Below are 18,822 nucleotides of genomic sequence, written 5' to 3' on the forward strand. Positions count from 1 at the left end.
TTGAAGAAAAGGAGGGGAAAGACATGAGACTTCTTTCGATCGCGTTGCTCTGCGCGATTTTCTGCGTGTCGCATTCTCCGGAGGCGCAGGCGGCCGGTGAGCGGAAACACGTGTGGTGGAAGGCGGCGTTCAGCGCCCCGGAGACCTTTTCCGAGCCTCAGAAGGCCGGGATGGACGCGGTGACGCTCATCCAGCCCGCGGACGCGGCCCCGGGAAGCGGCCGGATGGAGCTCACGCTCGTCGCGATCCCGAAGGACATGCGCGAAGGCATGGGGATGAAAAGCGACGATGAGGTCGCGTCATACGTGAAGTCGACCTTTCTCGGGACCTCGAAACCGGCCGAAAGAACCGTGGAGCGAGCGTTCATGGGAAAGAAGGTCGCCGGAAGCGTCCAGAACGTGAAGATTCCCCGAAAGGCGGAACTCACTCTGTACCTGATCCCGCTGTCCGGCGGCGACACTCTCGCGCTCGGCTTCCTCAGCGACGCGTCCGTTCCGCCGGAAGAGGCGAAGGGCGTTTTCGAAACGATATCGCGGACGTTCAGGGAGGTTCCCGAATAGCGCGGCGCGAGAGACGGAAGGAGTGAAGCCGCTAAGCGTCCGGCACTATCCGGGGCGGGCCATGTGGTAGAATTGCTGCACGACTTCATGATTTCTTATTCCACGGGGGAGATGGGCCTCTGGAATTTTTCAGACGGATGTCCTCGCGGATCACGGGCCTTCTCATTGTTCTCGTCACGATTCAGTGCCTCGTCGTGGGACTGATTTTCCGGCGCGTCCTCTCTTCAGTCAAGGATCAGACGCAATGCGTCTACGACTTCGAGCGGGGGCGCGACCTCTCTTCGCTCGTCGCGGAGGCGGCGATGTCCGTCGCGTCCGAGCGTCGTATCGTCCTGACGCTTCTGGGCACGGGGAACATCTCCCCCGACGACCGGGACATTCTCGCGCTCGAGCGATCCCGCGCCGTCGTCGCGATGGGCGGGATCCTCTCGCGCGGGTATTCCGAGACGGATGTCCTCGCGAACCTCGACCGGATCCTCCGGAACGCCCGAATCCTCACCGACGGAACCATGAGAAAACCGCTCGAAGAGCGGGGAACGGTCTCCGAAGAGCAGTGGATTTCCGCAACCGACGCGTTTCTCGCGGAGTCCGAGCGGATCGTGGAACGACTCTCCTTTCTTCCCGGCGACGAAACCGGGAGGTACGCGGTATTCACGCTTCTGCGTCTCCGGATCCTCCGCTTCAGGAGCGCCCTCGAGAATACTTCCGCACGCATCCTGGGTCTCCTGAACCGGACGGATCTGCACTACGGCGAAAACATTATCGGGATCCGGCGGCTCAAAGAACGGGAGTTGTCCCTGTGGACCGACGTGAAGGGGCTCGCCGCGTTCGTACTTTCCGAAAAGCTCCGGAGCGACGCGGAAAGCGCGAACACCTGGTACCTCAGCCGGCTCGTCCCTCTGACGGAACACATCCTCAGGACTCCAGCCCACGGAATCGAAACGGGAGAATTCCTCCGGACGCTCGCACCGACGCTCCGACTCATCGCAACCATCTTCCGGGATACCGACGAGGCCATCGAAACGCATCTCCGGGAACTCCGGACCGATCTCGAACAGCGGTCGAAACGCCAGATCCTCTACTTCGCCGTCGTCCTGACGCTCGCCCTCGCGCTCTGTTATCTCCTCATCGTCCGCGTCTCACGCCCCATCTCGAAGATTCACGCCATGGTCCGCAACCTTCAGGCCGGACGGACCGACGCGCCGTTTCCGAAACTGCGCTACGACGACGAGCTCGGCTCTCTCGCCGCAACGCTCGAACGCTTCCGGAAGACGTTGCGCGAGCAGGAGCGGATGAACCGGACGATCTTCGAAAACGAACAGTGGATCCGTCTGATCACCGATTCGGTTCCAGCCCGGATCGCCTACCTCGATTCGGAAGTCCGCTACAGGTACATCAACAGGACGTACGCCGACGCCTACGGCATCGCGCCGGAATCGGTCATCGGAGTGCCACTCCGCGAATTCATCGGAGACGAGCTGATGTCGAAGATCTCCCGATACATCGAACGGACGCTTGCCGGAGAGATCGTCCGGTTCAACGAAATTTTTCCGACGAAGCCCGAACCGAGTTATTCGGAGGTCGCCTACATTCCCCGAAGGGACGAAAACGGACGGATCATGGGGTTCTTCACCCTGACCATCGACGTCACCGACAGGGAACGCGCCGTCGCCGCACTCAGGAAGAGCGAGGAACGCCTCTCGCTCGCGATGGAGGCGACGAGCGACGGCCTTTACGACTGGAACCTCAAAACCGACGACGTCTTCTACAGCCCCAGATGGTTCACGATGCTCGGCTACGCCCCCGATTCGATGCCCCCACCACCTCTCGACATGGGAACGGCTCGTCCATCCCGACGACCTTCCGGGCACACGGGAGAGGCAGAGACGGTGCATCGCCGGGCTCGAACCGTATTCGACGGAGTTCCGGATGCTCACGTCGGACGGCGGGTGGAAGTGGATCCTCTCCCGGGCCCGGATCGTCGCGTGGGATGAAAACGGGATCCCTCTCCGGATCATCGGAACGCACCTCGATATCACCGAACGCAAAAACCTCGAACGTCGGCTCGCGGAACTCGCGACGACGGACGAACTCACGGGACTCAGCAACCGGCGGCACTTCCTCGAATCCGGCACCCGGGAAGTGGAGCGAAGCCGCAGGAGCGGCGCGCCCCTCGCCCTCCTCATGCTGGATCTCGACAATTTCAAGGACGTCAACGACCGCTACGGGCATCCGACGGGGGACACGGTATTGCGTCTGTTCTCGGAAACCTGCGCGAAGACGCTGCGATGCACGGACATCATCGGACGTCTGGGCGGCGAGGAATTCGGAATCCTGCTGCCGGACACGGATGCGGAGGGCGCGAAGACGCTCGCCGAACGGGTGCGGCAGGACATCGAGCGAACGGCATTCCCCTCCGCCGGCGGAAGGTTCTCGATCACCGTCAGCATCGGCATCGCGACGATGACAGACCCTGAGGACTCCCTGAACGACCTCATGCACCGATCCGACCACGCGCTCTACGAGAGCAAACGCGCCGGGAGGAATCGCGCGACGGTCATGTGATCCCGCGACAGGCGTCCTTCTGCTATAATCCATGTTCTCGAAACCGGAAAAACGAATCGTCCGGCGGGGGAGGAACGTCGATGCTCACGGTAACGGCAGCCGTCCTGACGGACAAGGACTCCATCTTCATCGCCCGGCGCCCCGGATCCGACCGGCACGGCTTCGGCGGCTTCTGGGAATTCCCCGGCGGAAAGCTCGAGCCCGGCGAGACGCTCGAAGAGTGTCTGATCCGCGAAATCCGCGAGGAACTGACGGTCGATATCGACGTCGGTCCGCTCCTCCTCGACTGGACGTACGACTACCCTTCCTTCGGCGTCCACCTGCACGCGTTCCGGGCGTCCGTCCGGAGCGGTCTTATCGTTCTCCGAAGCCACGATTCCGCCAGATGGATCTCTCCGGCGCGTCTTTCCGACTACACGTTACTTCCGGCGGACGAGATTCTCGTCGCCCACCTGATGAAAGGCATCGGGCCGCTTCCGGAGTAACGGGATCTTCCTTCCATCGGGCAAGGTGCTATACTGTCGCGATCGGACCCTGCGTTTCCGGGGAGGATTTCCGCCCCATGTTCGACTCGGAGCGTGAACCGCAGCGATGGGATACTGGATCGGAATCATTCTTCCGCTCGCGTCCGTCACGGGATGGACGGCCGCAACGATAGCCGCGACGAAAAATTCCTTCGGACGCTGCTTTGCCGCGGTCGTTCCGGCGATCGTGGCCGTTCTTTATGCGTGCGCGCTGTCCGGATGTCTTTCCGCAGGGACGACGGCACTGCTGTACGGAGGGATCGCCGTTCTCGCCCCGGCCGTTTTTCTGCTGTACCGCTGCGGGGCGTTCCGTCGCCTGATGGCGACTCCCGCCTCGGCGGCCGCCTTCGCCTCCCTCATTCTCTTCTGCTGGTGGTTCCGGGACGGAAACTTCCACATCTGGGACGAGTTCTCCTTCTGGGGGATCTCCAGCCGCGAAATGCTGGCGACCGCGTCGCTCCGGGACGCGTCTTCCTGCATCGGTTACTGCCTGAACTACCCGCAGGCCACGGACCTCCTCCACTATTTCTTCCTCCGCTGCGGGGGGGACTTCGAACCCGTGTGCTACCTCGGCAACTTCGTCCTCATCCTGAGCCAGGGACTCCCGCTCCTCGAGCGCACGACGACCGGAAAGCCGCTCGCGTTCGTTTCCGGCATCGCAACCCTCGCGAGCCTGACATCGGGGTTCGGACTCGGCTTCTATTCGATGTGCGTCGACATCGCGCTCGGCATGACGTTCGGGTATACGGCGGCCGGGGCGATCCTCGCGCAGAGCGCGACCGATCTCGCGTTCCTGCTCCCATCCCTGGCGCTTCTGCCGCTCGTCAAGAGAGTGGGATCGCTTCTCGCGATCTGCTGCGTCCTGCTCGCGGCCTTTCCCGTCCACGCGCTGACGCGCGGCCGGGATTTCCGGACGACGCGTTCTTCCGTACTGGTCGCCCTGCTGCTGATCGCGCTCCCCCTCGGCGCGAAACTCTCGTGGGACCGCTGGAGCCGGACGCACGACCTCGATGACACGACGTTCAACCTCGCTCTGATCGATTTTCACGGAGTCGTCGGGGCATTCTCGGGCGACGCGCCCGAAAAACTGCGGACCATCAGGGGAAATTTCGCGAAGGCGCTTCTCACGGTTCCCGTCGGCGGGCTCGAAAATGAGACTGCGGAACGCTTCCGCGTCGGAGAGACGCCGTTCTTCAGGGGAGCGCCCCTCGTCGCGTGGATCGCGCTGATTGCCGTCACGTGTCTCGCCGCGTATCGCAAAGTCCGTCCCCGAATCGCCTCCCCGTGGGCCTTTGCCGTGTTTTTCATTTTCTGGGGGGCGTTTCTCGCGGGAATGCTCGTCCTGTACATGTTCGCCTTCGATGACGAAGAGGGCCCCGCGCTTGCGGGGTACGCACGGTACGTGGCCATCTGGCTCACCGGAGCGATCCTCGTCGCGGCGAGCCTCCTCGCCGGAAACCGCGGGTGGGCGTCGGCCGCGTTCGCCGCGGCACTGCTGCTCGCGGCGCCTCCGAACCCGGAGACGTTCGAGACCGGACGATTGCCGTTGAGGGAGGGGTTCGGGCCGGAATTTCGCTTCATGCGGTCCGTCCTTCCCCCGGGAAGCCGCGTGTACATCGTCTGGGAGGGATCCGACGGCTTCGAGCGGGTCGTGACGAAGTACGAGCTCTTTCCCGTCCGGACGAACTGGGAGAAATGGAACAGCGAGCCCGACGCGGCAACGTGGGAAACGGAACTCGCCGGGTACGACTTCGTATTCTTCGGAAACGCGAAAGACTCGCTTCGGTCGAAGTATGCGCGTCTTTTCGCGCCCGGGACCCTGTCCCGGGACTTCTTTTTCTCCGTCCGCCACGGAGCCGGGTCAGAGCTGATTCCGCTCCGTCCGGACGGGAACGAAGGGAGTGGTGACTCCTGAATATCGTCCTCGTCATTCCCGCCTACAACCCCGGACCGGAACTCGAACGGCTCGTCCGGGAAATGACCTCCTTTCCCGAGGAATTTCTTTCCGTCGTCCTCGTGGACGACGGCAGCGATCCGAGTTGCGGCCCCCTCTTCGCGCGACTCGCCGCCTTTCCCGGAGTGACGCTCCTGCGACACGCGGTCAATCTCGGAAAGGGAAACGCTTTGAAAACGGGCCTGAACGACGTCCTCTGCCGTTTCCCGAACGCGGCGGGAGCGGTCACCGCCGATGCGGACGGGCAGCATACCCCGGCCGATATCCGCAGGGTCGCCGGATTGCTGGACGCGGGAGCCGCGGACCTGATTCTCGGAGCGCGACGCTTTTCCCGCGGCGTACCCCTCAGAAGCCTCGTCGGAAACAGGACGATTCTTCTGCTCTTCCGGCTTCTCGTGGGACGCAGACTCTCGGATACGCAGACGGGGCTCCGGGGGATCTCCTCCCGGATCATCCCCCAACTGCTCCGAATCGAGCATTCAGGCTACGAGTTCGAGCTGGACATGCTCATCATGAGCAAACACCACGACTGGAGCATCGCGGAGACGAACATCGAGACGGTCTACGTCGACGGCAACAGGAGTTCGCACTTCAGGCCGCTCCGTGACTCGATACACATCTCCCTGCAGCTCTTCCGGTTCATCGGCGTCTCCCTCGCGACCGCAGCCATCGATTACGCCGTTTTCGCGACCTGCTTCCGGTACGCCGGGAATATCGCCGAGTCGCAGATCGCGGCGCGTCTCGCGGCGCTTTTCTTTCAGTTTTTCGCCGTCAAAAAGGTTGTCTTCTTCTCCGACACGACCGCACGACTCGCCCTCCCCGCCTTTGCCGGACTGGTGACCATCACGGGTATCCTGTCGTACGGAACGATCGCCTTCCTGAATTCCCGCTTCGGAATTCCGGTCATCTGCGCGAAGGTGATCTCGGAACTCCTGATCTACCTCGGCAGTTTCGCGGTTCAACGGGACTTCATCTTCACGAGGAGACGGCGCCGCGACATCTGATCCCGGGAATTGGATGGCATTTCCGCGGGTCAATTGGATGTTCTCGTCATCCAATTGAAACGATACAATCCCTCCAGGATGCCTGAAGCCATCCGCGACTCGAGGAGGGAACGCGCCGTGAATCTCCATATCGTCCGGAATTCGGATGTTCCGATCTATCTCCAGCTGCGCGACAGCTTCCGGGAGGGGATCCTCTCGGGCGAACTCCCGGGGGGGACGCTGCTGCCACCGGAGCGGAAACTCGCCGAAGAGCTCGGGCTCAACCGGAGCACGGTCGTGAAGGCCTACGACGAACTCAAGGCCGAGGGGCTCGCGGAGGGTTTCGTCGGCCGAGGCACGACGGTTCTCTCGCAGCTCTTCCCGCGTTCCGGGAACGGCGAGGTCATGCCGCTCCCATGGAGCCAGCTCCTCAACGAGGACGCGGCTTCCCCGGGGGGAAGCATCATCCGCGACATGATGCGGGAGGCTTCGGCGCAGGATCGAATCTCCTTCGCGACCGGCGTCCCCGATCCGTCGCTCTACCCCGTCGACGCAGTCCGGGACATCATGCGCCGCCTTCTCGCCGACGACCGCACCGCGGGGGCGATGCTCCTGCCGAGCCCCGTTCCGGGGCAGGATGTCCTCCGGGAGAGCATCGCGCGATACCTTCTCTCGCGCCACGTCGTCGTCTCCGCGGAAGACGTCTTCGTCCTCTCCGGGTCGCAGCAGGGAATCGACTACGCCGCGAGGCTTCTGGTCCGTCCCGGCGACACGGTCGTCGTCGAAGACCCGACGTTCTTCGGGGCGCTCAGAATCTTCAGGAACGCCGGGGCACGAGTCGTCGGCGTTCCGGTCGACGAGAAGGGCATCCGGACAGACATTCTCGAAATCGTCCTCCATCGCTTCCGTCCGAGGCTGATCTACACGCTGCCGACCTGCCAGAACCCCACGGGCGTTACGATGGGCCTCGAGCGTCGGCGGGAACTCCTCCAGCTCGCGCAGCGCTTCCGAACGCCCGTCCTCGAGGACGATCCCTACTCCGATCTCGCCTACGATGCCGAGCCGCCCCCGTCGCTCTTCGCGACCGACCCGACGGGAAGCGTCCTGTCTCTCGGGTCGTTTTCGAAGACGCTCTTCCTCGGCACGCGCATCGGCTGGGTCGTCGCGCCGAGGCGCGTCCTCGACGCGTTCTGCCGCATGAAGCAGTACACCGACCTCCACACGAACACCCCGGCGCAGTTCCTGCTCGATCGGATGCTGCGCGAAGGGGTCTACGAAGAACATCTCCGCGTCGTCCGCACGCGTTACGCGACCCGGCGCGGCGTCATGCTCCGGACGCTTGCGGAATCGGCGCCTCCGGGCATGAACTGGAATTCCCCCGCAGGCGGGTACTACGTCTGGGCGCGGGTGCCCCCGTCGGTCGACGTCTCGCGGCTTCCGGCCGCCGCGGCGCGGCGGGGCGTCTCCTATCTTCCGGGGAACGCCTTCTTCGCCGACGGAATCCAGGGGGGGTCGCACATGCGACTCTGCTTCGCGGCAGAGCCCGAGGACAGAATCCGGGAGGGAATCCGTTGCCTCACGGACGCCGTCCGCGAGTGTTCCGGCGACGTTCCCGCGCAGGAACGCGAGGCGGTTCGGCCGGTGATCTGAGCGCCGCCCCGGAAAACCGGGCGGCGACATCGAAACGGGAAAGGGGTGCGTGACATGAGAATTGCGATCAAACAGGTGGACGCGTTTTCGGAAGAGCCGTTCGGAGGGAACCCCGCTGGGGTCGTCCTGAACGCGGAGGGGCTCGACGACGCGACGATGCTCCGGATCGCGCGGGAGATGAACCTGTCGGAGACGGCGTTCGTGACGCCGTCGGACGTCGCGGACTTCCGCGTCAGGTTCTTCACGCCGCGCAGGGAGGTCGAACTCTGCGGCCACGCGACGATCGGGACGTTCGCCGCGCTCGAGGAGGAGAGGCGTCTCGCGAAGGACCGGACGACCTTCACGCAGGAGACGCTCGCGGGCGTCCTTCCGGTCGAGGTCCGCAGAGAGGGACCGCGTCCCGTCTTCATGATGAATCAGGCCCTTCCGACCTTCCGGGAGGCATCGTCGCGCGCCGAAGTCGCGGCGCTCCTTCGCGTGACGGAGGACGATATTCTCGACGCGCCGGTATCCGTCGTCTCGACCGGGCTGCCCTGGCTGACGTTCGGCCTGAAGTCGTTATCGACGCTCTCCACCCTCGCGCCCGATTTCCCGGCGATCGCGAAGGCGAGCCGCGAAGGGAATTACATCGGGTACTCGGTCTTTTCGCTCGAGACGAAGCATCCGGAGTCGGCCTACCACATCCGGTCGTTCGCGCCCGCCGTCGGGATCGACGAGGATCCCGTGTGCGGCACGTGCAACGGCTGCGTCTCCGCGTACGTCGTGAAGCACGCGCTCGTTCCGCTCTCGGACACGATCCGGATGAGCGCCGAAGCCGGATACGGCGCGGAACGCCCGGGCCGCGTCTCGACGATCGTCGGCCTGAGGAACGGAGCAATCGTGGAGGTCCGCGTCGGCGGGCCGACCGTGACGGTCCTCGACGGAACGATGGAGACGGGTGCGCTGCGATGAAGCTCATCGGTCTGATCGGCGGCACGAGCTGGGAGTCGACGATCGAATACTACCGGATTCTCAACGAGACGACCGTGCGCAGACTCGGAGGTCTGAGTTCCTCGGCGTGCCTCCTCCACTCGCTCGACTTCGCACCCGTCGCCGCGATGCTCAAAGAGGGAAGGTGGGACGACCTCGGGGAGATCATGCTGAACGCGGGACACTCGGTCGCGCGCGGCGGCGCGTCGTTCCTGCTGATCTGCTCGAACACGCTCCACCGCTACGCGGACGCCCTCGAAAAGGAGACGGGGCTTCCGGTGCTCCACATCGCAGACGCGGCGTCGCTCGGGTCGAAACGGCTCGGCTTCTCGCGCGTGGGGCTTCTCGGGACGAAATATCTCATGCGGTCGGACACCTATTCCGGGCGCATGAGGGAGCGTTTCGGGCTCGACGTCCTCGTTCCGGGCGACGACGACATGGAGACGGTCGACCGGATCATCTTCGACGAACTGTGCCGCGGGATCATCCGCGACGAATCTCGCTCGACGGTCCTCCGGATCATGGACGGACTCGCCTCACGGGGCGCGCAGGGCATCGTCCTCGGCTGCACGGAGCTTCCGCTCCTGATCCATCGGGAGCATACGGCGCTTCCGGTCATGGACACGACGCGGCTTCACGCCGAGGCGGCCGTCGAACGGGCGCTCGCCTCCTGAAACACGCGGACGCGGGGAGCTCCTTCGCGGGACTCGTCACGTCCGTCTATCCGGCCGTGACGATTTCCGGGCCTTCCGTCGTCGCACCGGAGGAGAGCGACGCAACGCGATGTCCAAGACCTTCGAGGTGCTCCCGGATGGCGTCCCGCGACACGCCGGGAACGCCGTAGACGAGATAGAGAACGTTCCTCGTATCGGGGCCGATGGGAGAGCGATCGTTGGGACCATACAGGATACTCCCGATGAGACCCCGGCCGTCCGCCACGCGAAGGTCCCCCTCCTTCATCTTCTGGAGCGTTCCCTTCCCGAGAAGCGCATACGCCTCATCCGGCGTCGCGAGCGAGGCCTCGAGCGGAAGCGCGAGTCTGTCGAGGTCGTGTCCGGCCGTGAGGACGCCGCTCGACAGCTCTGCCGCGAACATCGCGGTGACGAGGTTCGACACCTTCGGGATGCGCTTCCCCTTGAGCGCGATCGACTCGAGCTGCATGAGGACGTGATACGTCTTGTCGAACCGCCGGTAATACGCCGCATACTCCCGGTAGACCGGCAGTTCCCGGAGCGCCGCTCGGTCCATGGAGCCGAAGCGCGCCCGAAGGGATTCCTCCGTCTCCGCGCGAAAGGCCTCCATCGACGCGCCGACCGGTCCGTTCGGCGCGTTCCGGACGACCAGGATTCCGGCCGACGTTCCGGCGTTCGCGTTCTTCCAGCGCGTCCCCGTTTGCAGAATGTCGTTCGTTTTCGTCTGAATCATCGTTGCATCGCCCCTTCCTTTTCGGCCGATTGTAGGATGCGCTTTGGGCGTCCGGCTTGTACGATATTGCAGAAGATCACATTCGTCGGGGCGCCTGCGAATATTCCCCCGGGAGGATACGATGACGGAAACGCTCGACAATCGGGAAGGCGGCGAGTCCGTCCGTCTGTGGCGCAACGCAGCGCTGCCCGCAGCGGACATTCTGCTGGCAACGTACGTCAGTCAGTCGTTCTCGCTGCACAGTCACGACACGTTCGGCTTTGGAGTCGTCGAACGGGGAGGTCTGAATTTCCGCTACCGGGAAACGACCGAGACCGCGGCGGCCGGGAATGCCACGCTCGTCATGCCCGGCGAGGCGCATACGGGACACGGGACGAACCAAACCGAATGGCGGTACCGGATGCTCTACGTCGACCCGGCCGCGCTTGCGACTGCGGCGCGTTCGGTCGCCCCGGGGCGCAGCGGAACGCCGCCGGGAGTCTACGCGAAGGCATTCCGGAACGCGCCGACATGAAGACATGAAACGGGGGAAGGGCCGAATCACCCTTCTCCCGCTTCGCGCCGCGATATCGCCGTTTCGGTCAGCAGGCGCTCGACAGGTACTTCCACGCGAACGCGGACATGAGGGCCACTCCGGTCGGGAGCGCATCCTCGTCGAGGTTGAAGACCGGCGAATGGTGCGATTTGTCCGTCCCCTTCGTGGCGTTCCGCGTTCCGAGATTGAAGTAGGTTCCCGGGATCTTCTGGAGGAAGAAGCTGTAATCCTCGGATCCCATGATGAGTTCCGTTTCGACGACGTTCCCGTCGCCGAGAAGTTCCCTGGCCGCGCCCGTCAGGAGGGAGGTCATCGCGGCGTCGTTGATCGTGGCAGGGATGAAGCGCGTGTACTTGAGCTCGGCCGTGCAGCGGGCAGCCGCGCAGTGTGCCTCCGCGATCCGGTTCATCGCCGCTTCGATATGGTCCTGGACCTTCGGATTGAACGTCCGGATCGTGCCGTTCATGAACACGGTCTCGGGGATGATGTTGAACGCGTTCGAGTTCGACTGGAACTTGCCGATGCTGATGACGGCCGTCTCGCGCGGGCAGATCTCGCGCGTGACGATCGTCTGGATCGCGTTCACGATCTGCGCCGCGGGGATGACGGGATCATGGCAGAGTTCCGGCGCGGATCCGTGGCCGCCCTTGCCCCGGATCGTCAGCTCGAAGCCGTCCGCCGCCGCCATGAACGGACCGCTCCGGTAGACGATCTTTCCCGTCTCCGTAAGCGACCAAACGTGGATTCCCGCGATCGCGGACACGCCGTCGAGCGCCCCCTCTTCGATCATGATCTTCGCGCCGGGTTTGAGTCCGTGCTCTTCGGCGGGCTGGAAGATCAGGCGGACGTTGCCGGGGAGGTCGGCTTCCATCTCCCTGAGGACCATCGCCGCGCCCAGAAGCATCGCCGTGTGCGCGTCATGACCACAGGCATGCATGACGCCGTCGTTTCGCGATTTGTAGGGAACGTCGTTCTCCTCCTGCAGCGGCAATGCGTCCATGTCTCCTCGAAGCGCGACGCAAGGGCCGCACTTTCCCCGCTTCAGGTCGGCCACGACGCCGGATTCGGTTCCGCCGAAGCCCTTTTTGACGATCGTATACCCGAGGCGTTCGAGAACTTCGACGACTTTCTTCGTCGTCTCGACTTCTTTCCATGACAGCTCCGGATTCATGTGGAAGTGACGGCGAAGCTCGACGATTTCCTTCTCGTGCGCCCGTGCGCGTTCCATGATGCGTGACAGCATGATACGACCCCTTTCTTTCGGATGATATTTTCCGTCCGATGGAAAACATCGGTATGAGAAAATTCCCGACGGAATTCACGATGTATTGTTTCTTGACAATCGTGGAATATCATACTACATTCTGCCGAACCGCTTCTGTCGCATCATTGCGATAAAGGAAGGAAGCGGGGAGGGGGCGAACGTCGCGGGGAGCGCATGAGACGAAAAGCGTGTTCCTTTTCCGGTGATCCTGTTCACAAGAGAGAAACGGAGGGTTGTCCATGAAGTGGTTCCCCGAAATGTCATTCTTCGTCATCGGCCTGATCTTCGCCATCGGTGACTACGTGGCGTACAAGACAAAAGCCATCGCGTCGATGCTTTTCGTCTCCGGACTCATATTCCTTTTCGGCTTCTGGTACGGCCTACCGAAGACGATTTTCGAAGATGCCGGGCTCGTCAAGATCGGCATCTACGTCATTCCCATGCTTCTCGTCTACATGGGAACGATGATGAAGCTGCGCGACCTCAGGAACGAATGGAAGACCGTCACGATCGCGCTCGCGGCGATCGTCGCCGTCGGCGTGGCGCTTCTCGTCCTCGGCGGTCCGATCATCGGGAAGCAGTACGGCATCGTCGCGGCGGGCCCGATCTCGGGCGGCGTCGTGGCGACGATCATCATGAGCGAAGCGGCGACCGCGAAGGGCATGACGGAACTCGCCGTCTTCGCGACGATGCTTCTCGTCCTCCAGAACTTCGTCGGCCTCCCGATCGCGTCCTGGTGCCTCTCCCGCGAGAGCAAACGGCAGCTCGCGGTCTTCCGGAGCGGAGAGGCGCGCAAGGCCGGAGCGGCCGCGAAGAGCGACCCGGAGCAGCCGACCTGGCGGCTTTTCCCGCCGTTGCCCAAATCCCTCCAGACGCCGTACATCCTGATCGCCAAAACCCTGTTCGTGGGCGTCCTCGCGCTTCTCGCGGCCCCGCTCCTGAACAACGTCATCCACAAGTACATCCTCTGCCTGATCTTCGGCATCGTCGCCTACGAGATCGGCTTCCTCGAACACAAGGTCCTCGACAAGGCGAACGCGACGGGATTCGTCCTCTTCCCGCTCATGGTCGTCATCTTCATGAGCCTCCCGAAGGCGACGCCGGACATGGTCATGAAGCTCATCTACCCGATCACGATGGCGTTCGTCATCTCCGTCATCGGTATCGCCGCGTTCACGTTCCTCGCCGGGAAAATTCTCAAAGTATCATGGGAGATGGCGCTCGCGATCGGGACCACGTGCCTCTTCGGCTTCCCGGGGACGTTCATCGTCTCGTCCGAAGTCTCTCACGCCGTCGGAAAGACCCCCGAAGAGCAGGAGTTCGTCCTGGGCAAGATCCTGCCTCCGATGCTCGTCGGCGGGTTCACGACCGTCACGATCGCATCGGTCTTCCTCGCCGGGTTCCTCGTGAAGATGCTGTAACCGCGTCGCTCCCTTCCTTTCCGAACGGAAACGGGGGCCGCTCCGGCGCGAATGGCCGGGCGGCCCTTTTCGACGATCGGAACGCGGGACGTTCCGGCGGAGCGGCGGGGAAATACGGGAAAATACGTCGCATCGGAGGATCCTTTGCGTTATCATACCCGGGAGTCGAAAGATCCGAAATGAAGCGCTCGCGTTCCGGAGGGATATGAAATGAATCTCGTTCGACGGTTGAATGTAGTTCTCTGGGTCCTGCTTCTGGCCGGAGGGGCCGGTTTCCTCGCCTACCGGATCGCGACGCAGCCCGCGGGCGCGCAGGGCCGGAACGCCCGGCCGGCGCGAGCCGCCGTCACGGTCGTTCCCGTGGAGGTCCGGACGATCGAAATCCGGAAGAGCTACTATGGAACCGTCCGCTCCGCCCGCGTCCAGAAGGTGACCTCCGAATCGCGAGAACTCATCGAAGAACTCTCCCTCGAGGTCGGCGACCTCGTATCGGCGGACGCGCCGATCGTGACGCTCTCGGCTGCGGGCCGTTCCTCGCAGGTCGAGGCACGCCTCGCAGCGCTCGAGGACGCCAGGCGGAAACTCGAACGTCTCCGGAACCTCCTCGCCGCCGGAGGGACATCGAGATCGGAAGTCGATAAGGCGTTCGTCACGGTCCGCGAAGAGGAGGCGAAACTCCGGGACGCCCGGACGACCCTCTCGCGAACGAAGATCCGCGCCGCGTTCGACGGCGTCGTGGTCAGGAAAAACAGCGAACGCGGCGAATATGCCGAACCGGGAAAAGAGATCCTCGCGATCGCGGACATGAACGACCTCGAGGTCGAATGCCTCGTCCCGCCGACCGATCGCGGCAGGATCCGGCCGGGACAGGACGTGACGGTGCTCTCCTCGTGGGGAACGTCGCACGAGGCGAAGGTCCGGCGCATGGATCCCGAAGCCGATACGACGACCGGATTCTTCAAGGCGATCGTCGCCCTTCCGCCCGGCTCCGATTTCAAACCCGGCGACTACCTGCGCGTCCAGTCGGTCGCGCAGCGGCGCGAAAACGTCCTGTCGCTGCCCTACGAGTCCGTCCTCAGGGACGGAACCTCGACGTTCGTCTTCCTCGTCTCGGGCGACACGGCCGTCAGGCGGACAATCACGCCCGGCGAGACGGTCGGAGGAACCGTCGAGATCGCAGGGGGGCTCGCGTCGGGCGACCGTGTCGTCAAGACCGGCGCCGCGTCTCTGACTGACGGCACGAAGATCCGTCTCGCCGACGCGGCCCCGACGGACCGTGCGCCGCAGAGCGCCGATGCGGACGGTTCCGGCGCCCCGGGCGAAGAGACGCGAAAGGGGAGCGCGAAGTAAGTGGGACTGATCGACCTTTCGATCCGCCGCCCCGTCTTCACGCTCGTCACGGTCATCCTCATCACGATGCTCGGCATGGTCGGATACTTCGGCATGGGGGTGTCGCTCATGCCGAAGATGGAGCTCCCGTTCGTCACCGTCATGACCGAATACGAGGGTGCGACGCCCCTCGACGTCGAGACGCTGATCACGAAGCCGATCGAGGACGGAATCGCTCAGATCCCCGGCGTCCGCAAGATCGAAAGCACGTCGCTCGAGGGCCTTTCGTACGTGAGCGTCGAGTTCAACAGCGATATCCTCCTCGCCGACGCGGCGCTCGACGTCTCGAACAAGGTACGGACCGTCAGGCTTCCCGACGACGCCGAGGACTCCATCGTCCGGAAGTTCGACATCAACGCCCGTTCGTTCCTCTCGATCGTCTTCACATCGACGCTCCCACCGCAGCAGGCCTACGAGATTCTCGAAGACCGCGTCCAGAACCGCCTCTCGCAGATCGCGGACGTCGCCGACGTTTCGCTCTACGGCGGAGTCCAGCGGGAAATCCACGTCGACCTCGACCCGCTTTCGATGGCGAGCCTCGGCGTAACGCTCTCCCAGGTATCGAACGCCATAAAGGAGGGCAACGTCGCGGCTCCGTCGGGACGCATCGCGCTCGGCGAAAAGGAGACGTTTTTTCGGATGACCGGCGCTCCGGAACAGTCGGACCTCCTTTCCGACATCCGGATTCCGCTCAAGGGGGGCGCGTCCGCGCGCATCGCGGATGTCGGCCGCGTACGGGATTCGTTCGCGGAGGTCCGCCGCCTCGCCCGCTACAATGGCCGCGATTCGTTCATCGTCCAGCTCACCCCCGTCCCCGACGGGAACGTGGTGCGTGCGAGCCGCGAGGCCAGGCGCGTTCTCGAGGAGATCCTTCCGACGCTCCCGCCCGGGTTCACGGCCTTCATCCCCTACGACGACGGCGACTACGTCGGACAGGCCGTGGACAACGTCATCAGGGACATGATCGTCGGCACGGTCCTCACGGGCATCGTTCTCTACCTCTTCCTCCGGAAGCTCTCGTCGACGATCCTGATCTCGGTCGCCATGCCGGTCGGCGTCATCGCGACGTTCATACCGATGTACGTCGCGGGGTACACGATGAATATGATGACGACGCTCGGGCTCGCGATCTCGACGGGCGTTCTCGTGAACAACTCGATCCTGATCATCGAAAACATCGCCCGCTACGAGGATCTGGGACATTCTCCCGAAGAGTCGGCCCGGATCGGGACGAAGGAGATCGCCATCGCGATCCTCTCGTCGACCGCCACGAACCTCGGCGTCTTCATTCCGATCGCGTTCGCGGGCGGGCGCGTCGGTCAGCTTTTCAACCCGTTCGCGATGACGGTGGTCTTCTCGACGCTCTTCTCGCTCTGGGTCGCGCTCACGCTGACTCCGATGATGGCGGCCCGCATGAAGGGCTCGACGACGCCCGGCCTGACGGCCCGAATGCTCACGGGCTGGTGGCAGTGGTTCTACGAGGGATTCGAAGTCATCCACCACTGGCTCGTCGAAAAAACCGTCCGCCACGTTTTCCTGACGATCTTCGTCTTCGCGCTTCTTTTCGCAGGGTGTCTCTCCCTGATCTCCCGAATCGGATTCCAGTTCTTCCCGATGGCGGACGAGGGACGCCTTTCGATCTCGATCGAGACATCGTCATCCGCATCGCTCGCACTCACCGACGGGATCGTGCGCGGCATCGAACGATACCTTTCGAAGAAGCCGTACGTCAGGGGCGTCGACGCGATCATCGGCGGATACGGTTCCGGAACCGGCGTCAACAGAGCGACCGTTCGCGTCTATCTGGACGACGATCCGAACAGGCCGAGCACGTTCGCGATGGCGGACGCGATCCGTCCGGCAATGGCGAACCTTCCGGACTCGAAAATCGGCTACACGACGAGCGGCATGCGCGGCGGCGTCCGGGGCAAGGCCCTCCAGCTCGTGATCCGGGGCGACGACATGGACGATCTGACCAGAATAGCGGCCGAGGTCGTTTCGATCTGGAGGAAGATTCCCGGCGTCGTCGACGTGGACACGGACTGGCGCACCGGGCGTCCCGAAATGAGCATGGTCCCGGATCGTGTCCTCATGGCGCGCCTCGGCGTATCGGTCGATACGCTCAGCGATACCGTCAAGGGCTATCTCGTCGGCATGAAGTCCGGCGTCTACCGCGAACGGGGCAAGGAATACGACATCCTCGTCCGGATGCGGCCCGAGGAGCTCGACAGTCCACGAAGCGTTCCGGACCTTCCCGTCGTCGCGTCCGGCAGGACCGTACGCCTCCAGGACCTCATGGCCTTCGACGACTCGACGGGGCCGACGCGCATCCTGCGCAAGGACCGCCAGCGCGCGATCACGGTCGACGCGAACACCTCCGACATCACGGTCGGCGAGGCCTACCAGCGAATCGACAGCGAAATGAAGAAGATCCAGCTCCCGCCGGGATTCCGCTTCACGTACGCGGGAGAAATCGAGGCCATCCAGGAGAACTTCGGCAAGCTCAACATCGCGCTCGTCCTCGCCGTGCTGCTGACCTTCCTGCTGATCGCGGCGATCATCGAATCGTTCCTGTTCGCGTTCGTGATCATGCTGACCGTACCGCTCTCGATCATCGGCGTCGTTCCGGCCCTGCTGATCACGAAGACGTCTCTCTCGATCTACGGACTCATGGGCCTCATCATGCTCGTCGGCCTCGTCGTCAACAACGCGATCGTCATCATCGACTACGCCGAGATGGTCCGCAGGGACGGCATGAACGCCGCCGAGGCGGTCATCGAGGCATGTCACGTGCGCTTGCGTCCGATCTTCATGGCCGACGCGACATCGATCATCGCGATGACTCCGCTCGCGCTCGCGATGGGAATCGGAGGCGCCTACCGGGCTCCGATGGCAATCGTCTCGATCGGCGGACTCCTTGCGGGCGGAACGCTCGCGCTCTTCGTGATTCCTCCGGTGTACGTCGTCATCTGGCGCGTCATCGGCCGCCTCCGGCGCGCTCCGGTGTAACTTCCGCACCGGCAAGGTCTTCTGGGCGAATGCGGGAAGCGGTACAATGAGCCTGCGGAACGTGCGGTTCCGCAAGGGGGGGACTGCGCCCTGAAAGAACAGCACTTTCGGGAATCGGCTCTTCGGAAGCTCCGCTCTCCGGAACAGCTCGACACACTGCTCGTCTACGTTCGCGCCCGCGAATGGTGGGCCCTCGCCGCCGTCGGCCTGCTTCTCGTCGCGTGCGTCCTCTGGGGGGTCTTCGGAAGCGTCGAAACGGTCGTCCACGGACAGGGCATCCTGCTTCACGACACGCGCTTCGACGGTCCGAAACGCACCGGCGGAGCGGCGCTCGCGGATATCGAGGGGGCGCTTCTCCAGGTCGTCTCCCCCGGCGCCGGGCGCCTCTCGCGCCTTCTCGTCGCGGCGGACGACCGCGTCGCGGAGGGCCGGACGATCGCGATCATCGAGCAGCCCGAACTCGCCGACAGAATCTCCGGAGCCGAACGAAAACTCGAACTGCTGCGCTCGTGGCGCTCGGCCCTTTCGTCCGACGCGGCGACGAATCTCCGCCCCGACATCAGGAAGGATCTCC

15 protein-coding genes and 1 pseudogene are annotated in these 18,822 nt (G+C 63.8%); 13 read left to right on the forward strand and 3 right to left on the reverse strand.

Annotation, left to right across the window (positions count from 1 at the left end):
* Window positions 1-23 precede the first annotated feature (23 nt).
* The 9 genes and pseudogenes from ACZ5IU_RS05095 (at window position 24) to ACZ5IU_RS05135 (ending at window position 9,879) form a co-directional block, all read left to right on the forward strand.
* On the forward strand, window positions 24-560 hold the full coding sequence (locus ACZ5IU_RS05095; protein ID WP_464421110.1) for a hypothetical protein: 537 nt from the start codon (window positions 24-26) through the stop codon (window positions 558-560).
* Window positions 561-1,726: 1,166 nt separating this feature from the next.
* A pseudogene (locus ACZ5IU_RS05100) lies at window positions 1,727-2,164 on the forward strand (PAS domain-containing protein); the annotation flags it as partial.
* Window positions 2,165-2,366: 202 nt separating this feature from the next.
* Window positions 2,367-3,125 (forward strand): GGDEF domain-containing protein, encoded by a 759-nt coding sequence (locus ACZ5IU_RS05105; protein ID WP_464421821.1) that lies wholly within the window; start codon window positions 2,367-2,369, stop codon window positions 3,123-3,125.
* A gap of 80 nt (window positions 3,126-3,205) precedes the next feature.
* Window positions 3,206-3,610, forward strand: coding sequence for a (deoxy)nucleoside triphosphate pyrophosphohydrolase (locus ACZ5IU_RS05110; protein WP_464421111.1), 405 nt, complete (start codon window positions 3,206-3,208; stop codon window positions 3,608-3,610).
* Window positions 3,611-3,716: 106 nt separating this feature from the next.
* On the forward strand, window positions 3,717-5,564 hold the full coding sequence (locus ACZ5IU_RS05115) for a hypothetical protein (RefSeq protein WP_464421112.1): 1,848 nt from the start codon (window positions 3,717-3,719) through the stop codon (window positions 5,562-5,564).
* Between the two features lie 62 nt (window positions 5,565-5,626).
* The gene (locus tag ACZ5IU_RS05120; RefSeq protein WP_464421113.1) at window positions 5,627-6,607 is read left to right on the forward strand and encodes a glycosyltransferase; all 981 of its coding nucleotides are present in this window, start codon (window positions 5,627-5,629) and stop codon (window positions 6,605-6,607) included.
* Between the two features lie 117 nt (window positions 6,608-6,724).
* Window positions 6,725-8,236 (forward strand): MocR-like pyridoxine biosynthesis transcription factor PdxR, encoded by a 1,512-nt coding sequence (gene pdxR, locus ACZ5IU_RS05125; protein WP_464421114.1) that lies wholly within the window; start codon window positions 6,725-6,727, stop codon window positions 8,234-8,236.
* 54 nt (window positions 8,237-8,290) lie between these two features.
* Window positions 8,291-9,187: a PhzF family phenazine biosynthesis protein gene (locus tag ACZ5IU_RS05130; protein WP_464421115.1), complete on the forward strand. Its 897-nt coding sequence runs from the start codon at window positions 8,291-8,293 to the stop codon at window positions 9,185-9,187.
* Entirely contained in the window at window positions 9,184-9,879 is a 696-nt protein-coding gene (locus tag ACZ5IU_RS05135) for an aspartate/glutamate racemase family protein (protein WP_464421116.1), read from the forward strand. The genes ACZ5IU_RS05130 and ACZ5IU_RS05135 overlap by 4 nt, the downstream gene beginning before the upstream one ends.
* A 46-nt stretch (window positions 9,880-9,925) precedes the next feature.
* Here the strand turns inward: ACZ5IU_RS05135 and ACZ5IU_RS05140 are convergent, their stop codons facing one another.
* Window positions 9,926-10,630: a hypothetical protein gene (locus tag ACZ5IU_RS05140; RefSeq protein WP_464421117.1), complete on the reverse strand. Its 705-nt coding sequence runs from the start codon at window positions 10,628-10,630 to the stop codon at window positions 9,926-9,928.
* A gap of 121 nt (window positions 10,631-10,751) precedes the next feature.
* Between ACZ5IU_RS05140 and ACZ5IU_RS05145 the strand changes: the two genes are divergently transcribed.
* A complete protein-coding gene (locus ACZ5IU_RS05145) occupies window positions 10,752-11,144 on the forward strand; it encodes an AraC family ligand binding domain-containing protein (RefSeq protein WP_464421118.1) in 393 nt (130 codons plus the stop codon).
* 67 nt (window positions 11,145-11,211) lie between these two features.
* Here the strand turns inward: ACZ5IU_RS05145 and ACZ5IU_RS05150 are convergent, their stop codons facing one another.
* Window positions 11,212-12,408, reverse strand: a complete 1,197-nt coding sequence (locus ACZ5IU_RS05150) for a M20 metallopeptidase family protein (RefSeq protein WP_464421119.1) — start codon at window positions 12,406-12,408, stop codon at window positions 11,212-11,214.
* Between the two features lie 260 nt (window positions 12,409-12,668).
* Here ACZ5IU_RS05150 and ACZ5IU_RS05155 point away from each other — a divergent pair, with 260 nt between their 5' ends.
* The 3 genes from ACZ5IU_RS05155 (at window position 12,669) to ACZ5IU_RS05165 (ending at window position 18,248) form a co-directional block, all read left to right on the forward strand.
* Entirely contained in the window at window positions 12,669-13,850 is a 1,182-nt protein-coding gene (locus ACZ5IU_RS05155) for a hypothetical protein (protein ID WP_464421120.1), read from the forward strand.
* 210 nt (window positions 13,851-14,060) lie between these two features.
* On the forward strand, window positions 14,061-15,200 hold the full coding sequence (locus ACZ5IU_RS05160) for an efflux RND transporter periplasmic adaptor subunit (protein ID WP_464421121.1): 1,140 nt from the start codon (window positions 14,061-14,063) through the stop codon (window positions 15,198-15,200).
* Entirely contained in the window at window positions 15,201-18,248 is a 3,048-nt protein-coding gene (locus tag ACZ5IU_RS05165) for an efflux RND transporter permease subunit (RefSeq protein WP_464421122.1), read from the forward strand.
* 284 nt (window positions 18,249-18,532) lie between these two features.
* Here ACZ5IU_RS05165 and ACZ5IU_RS05170 read toward each other — a convergent pair whose 3' ends face one another.
* Window positions 18,533-18,808, reverse strand: a complete 276-nt coding sequence (locus tag ACZ5IU_RS05170; RefSeq protein ID WP_464421123.1) for a hypothetical protein — start codon at window positions 18,806-18,808, stop codon at window positions 18,533-18,535.
* Between the last annotated feature and the right edge of the window lie 14 nt (window positions 18,809-18,822).

It is taken from the genome of Lactivibrio alcoholicus (assembly GCF_055390895.1).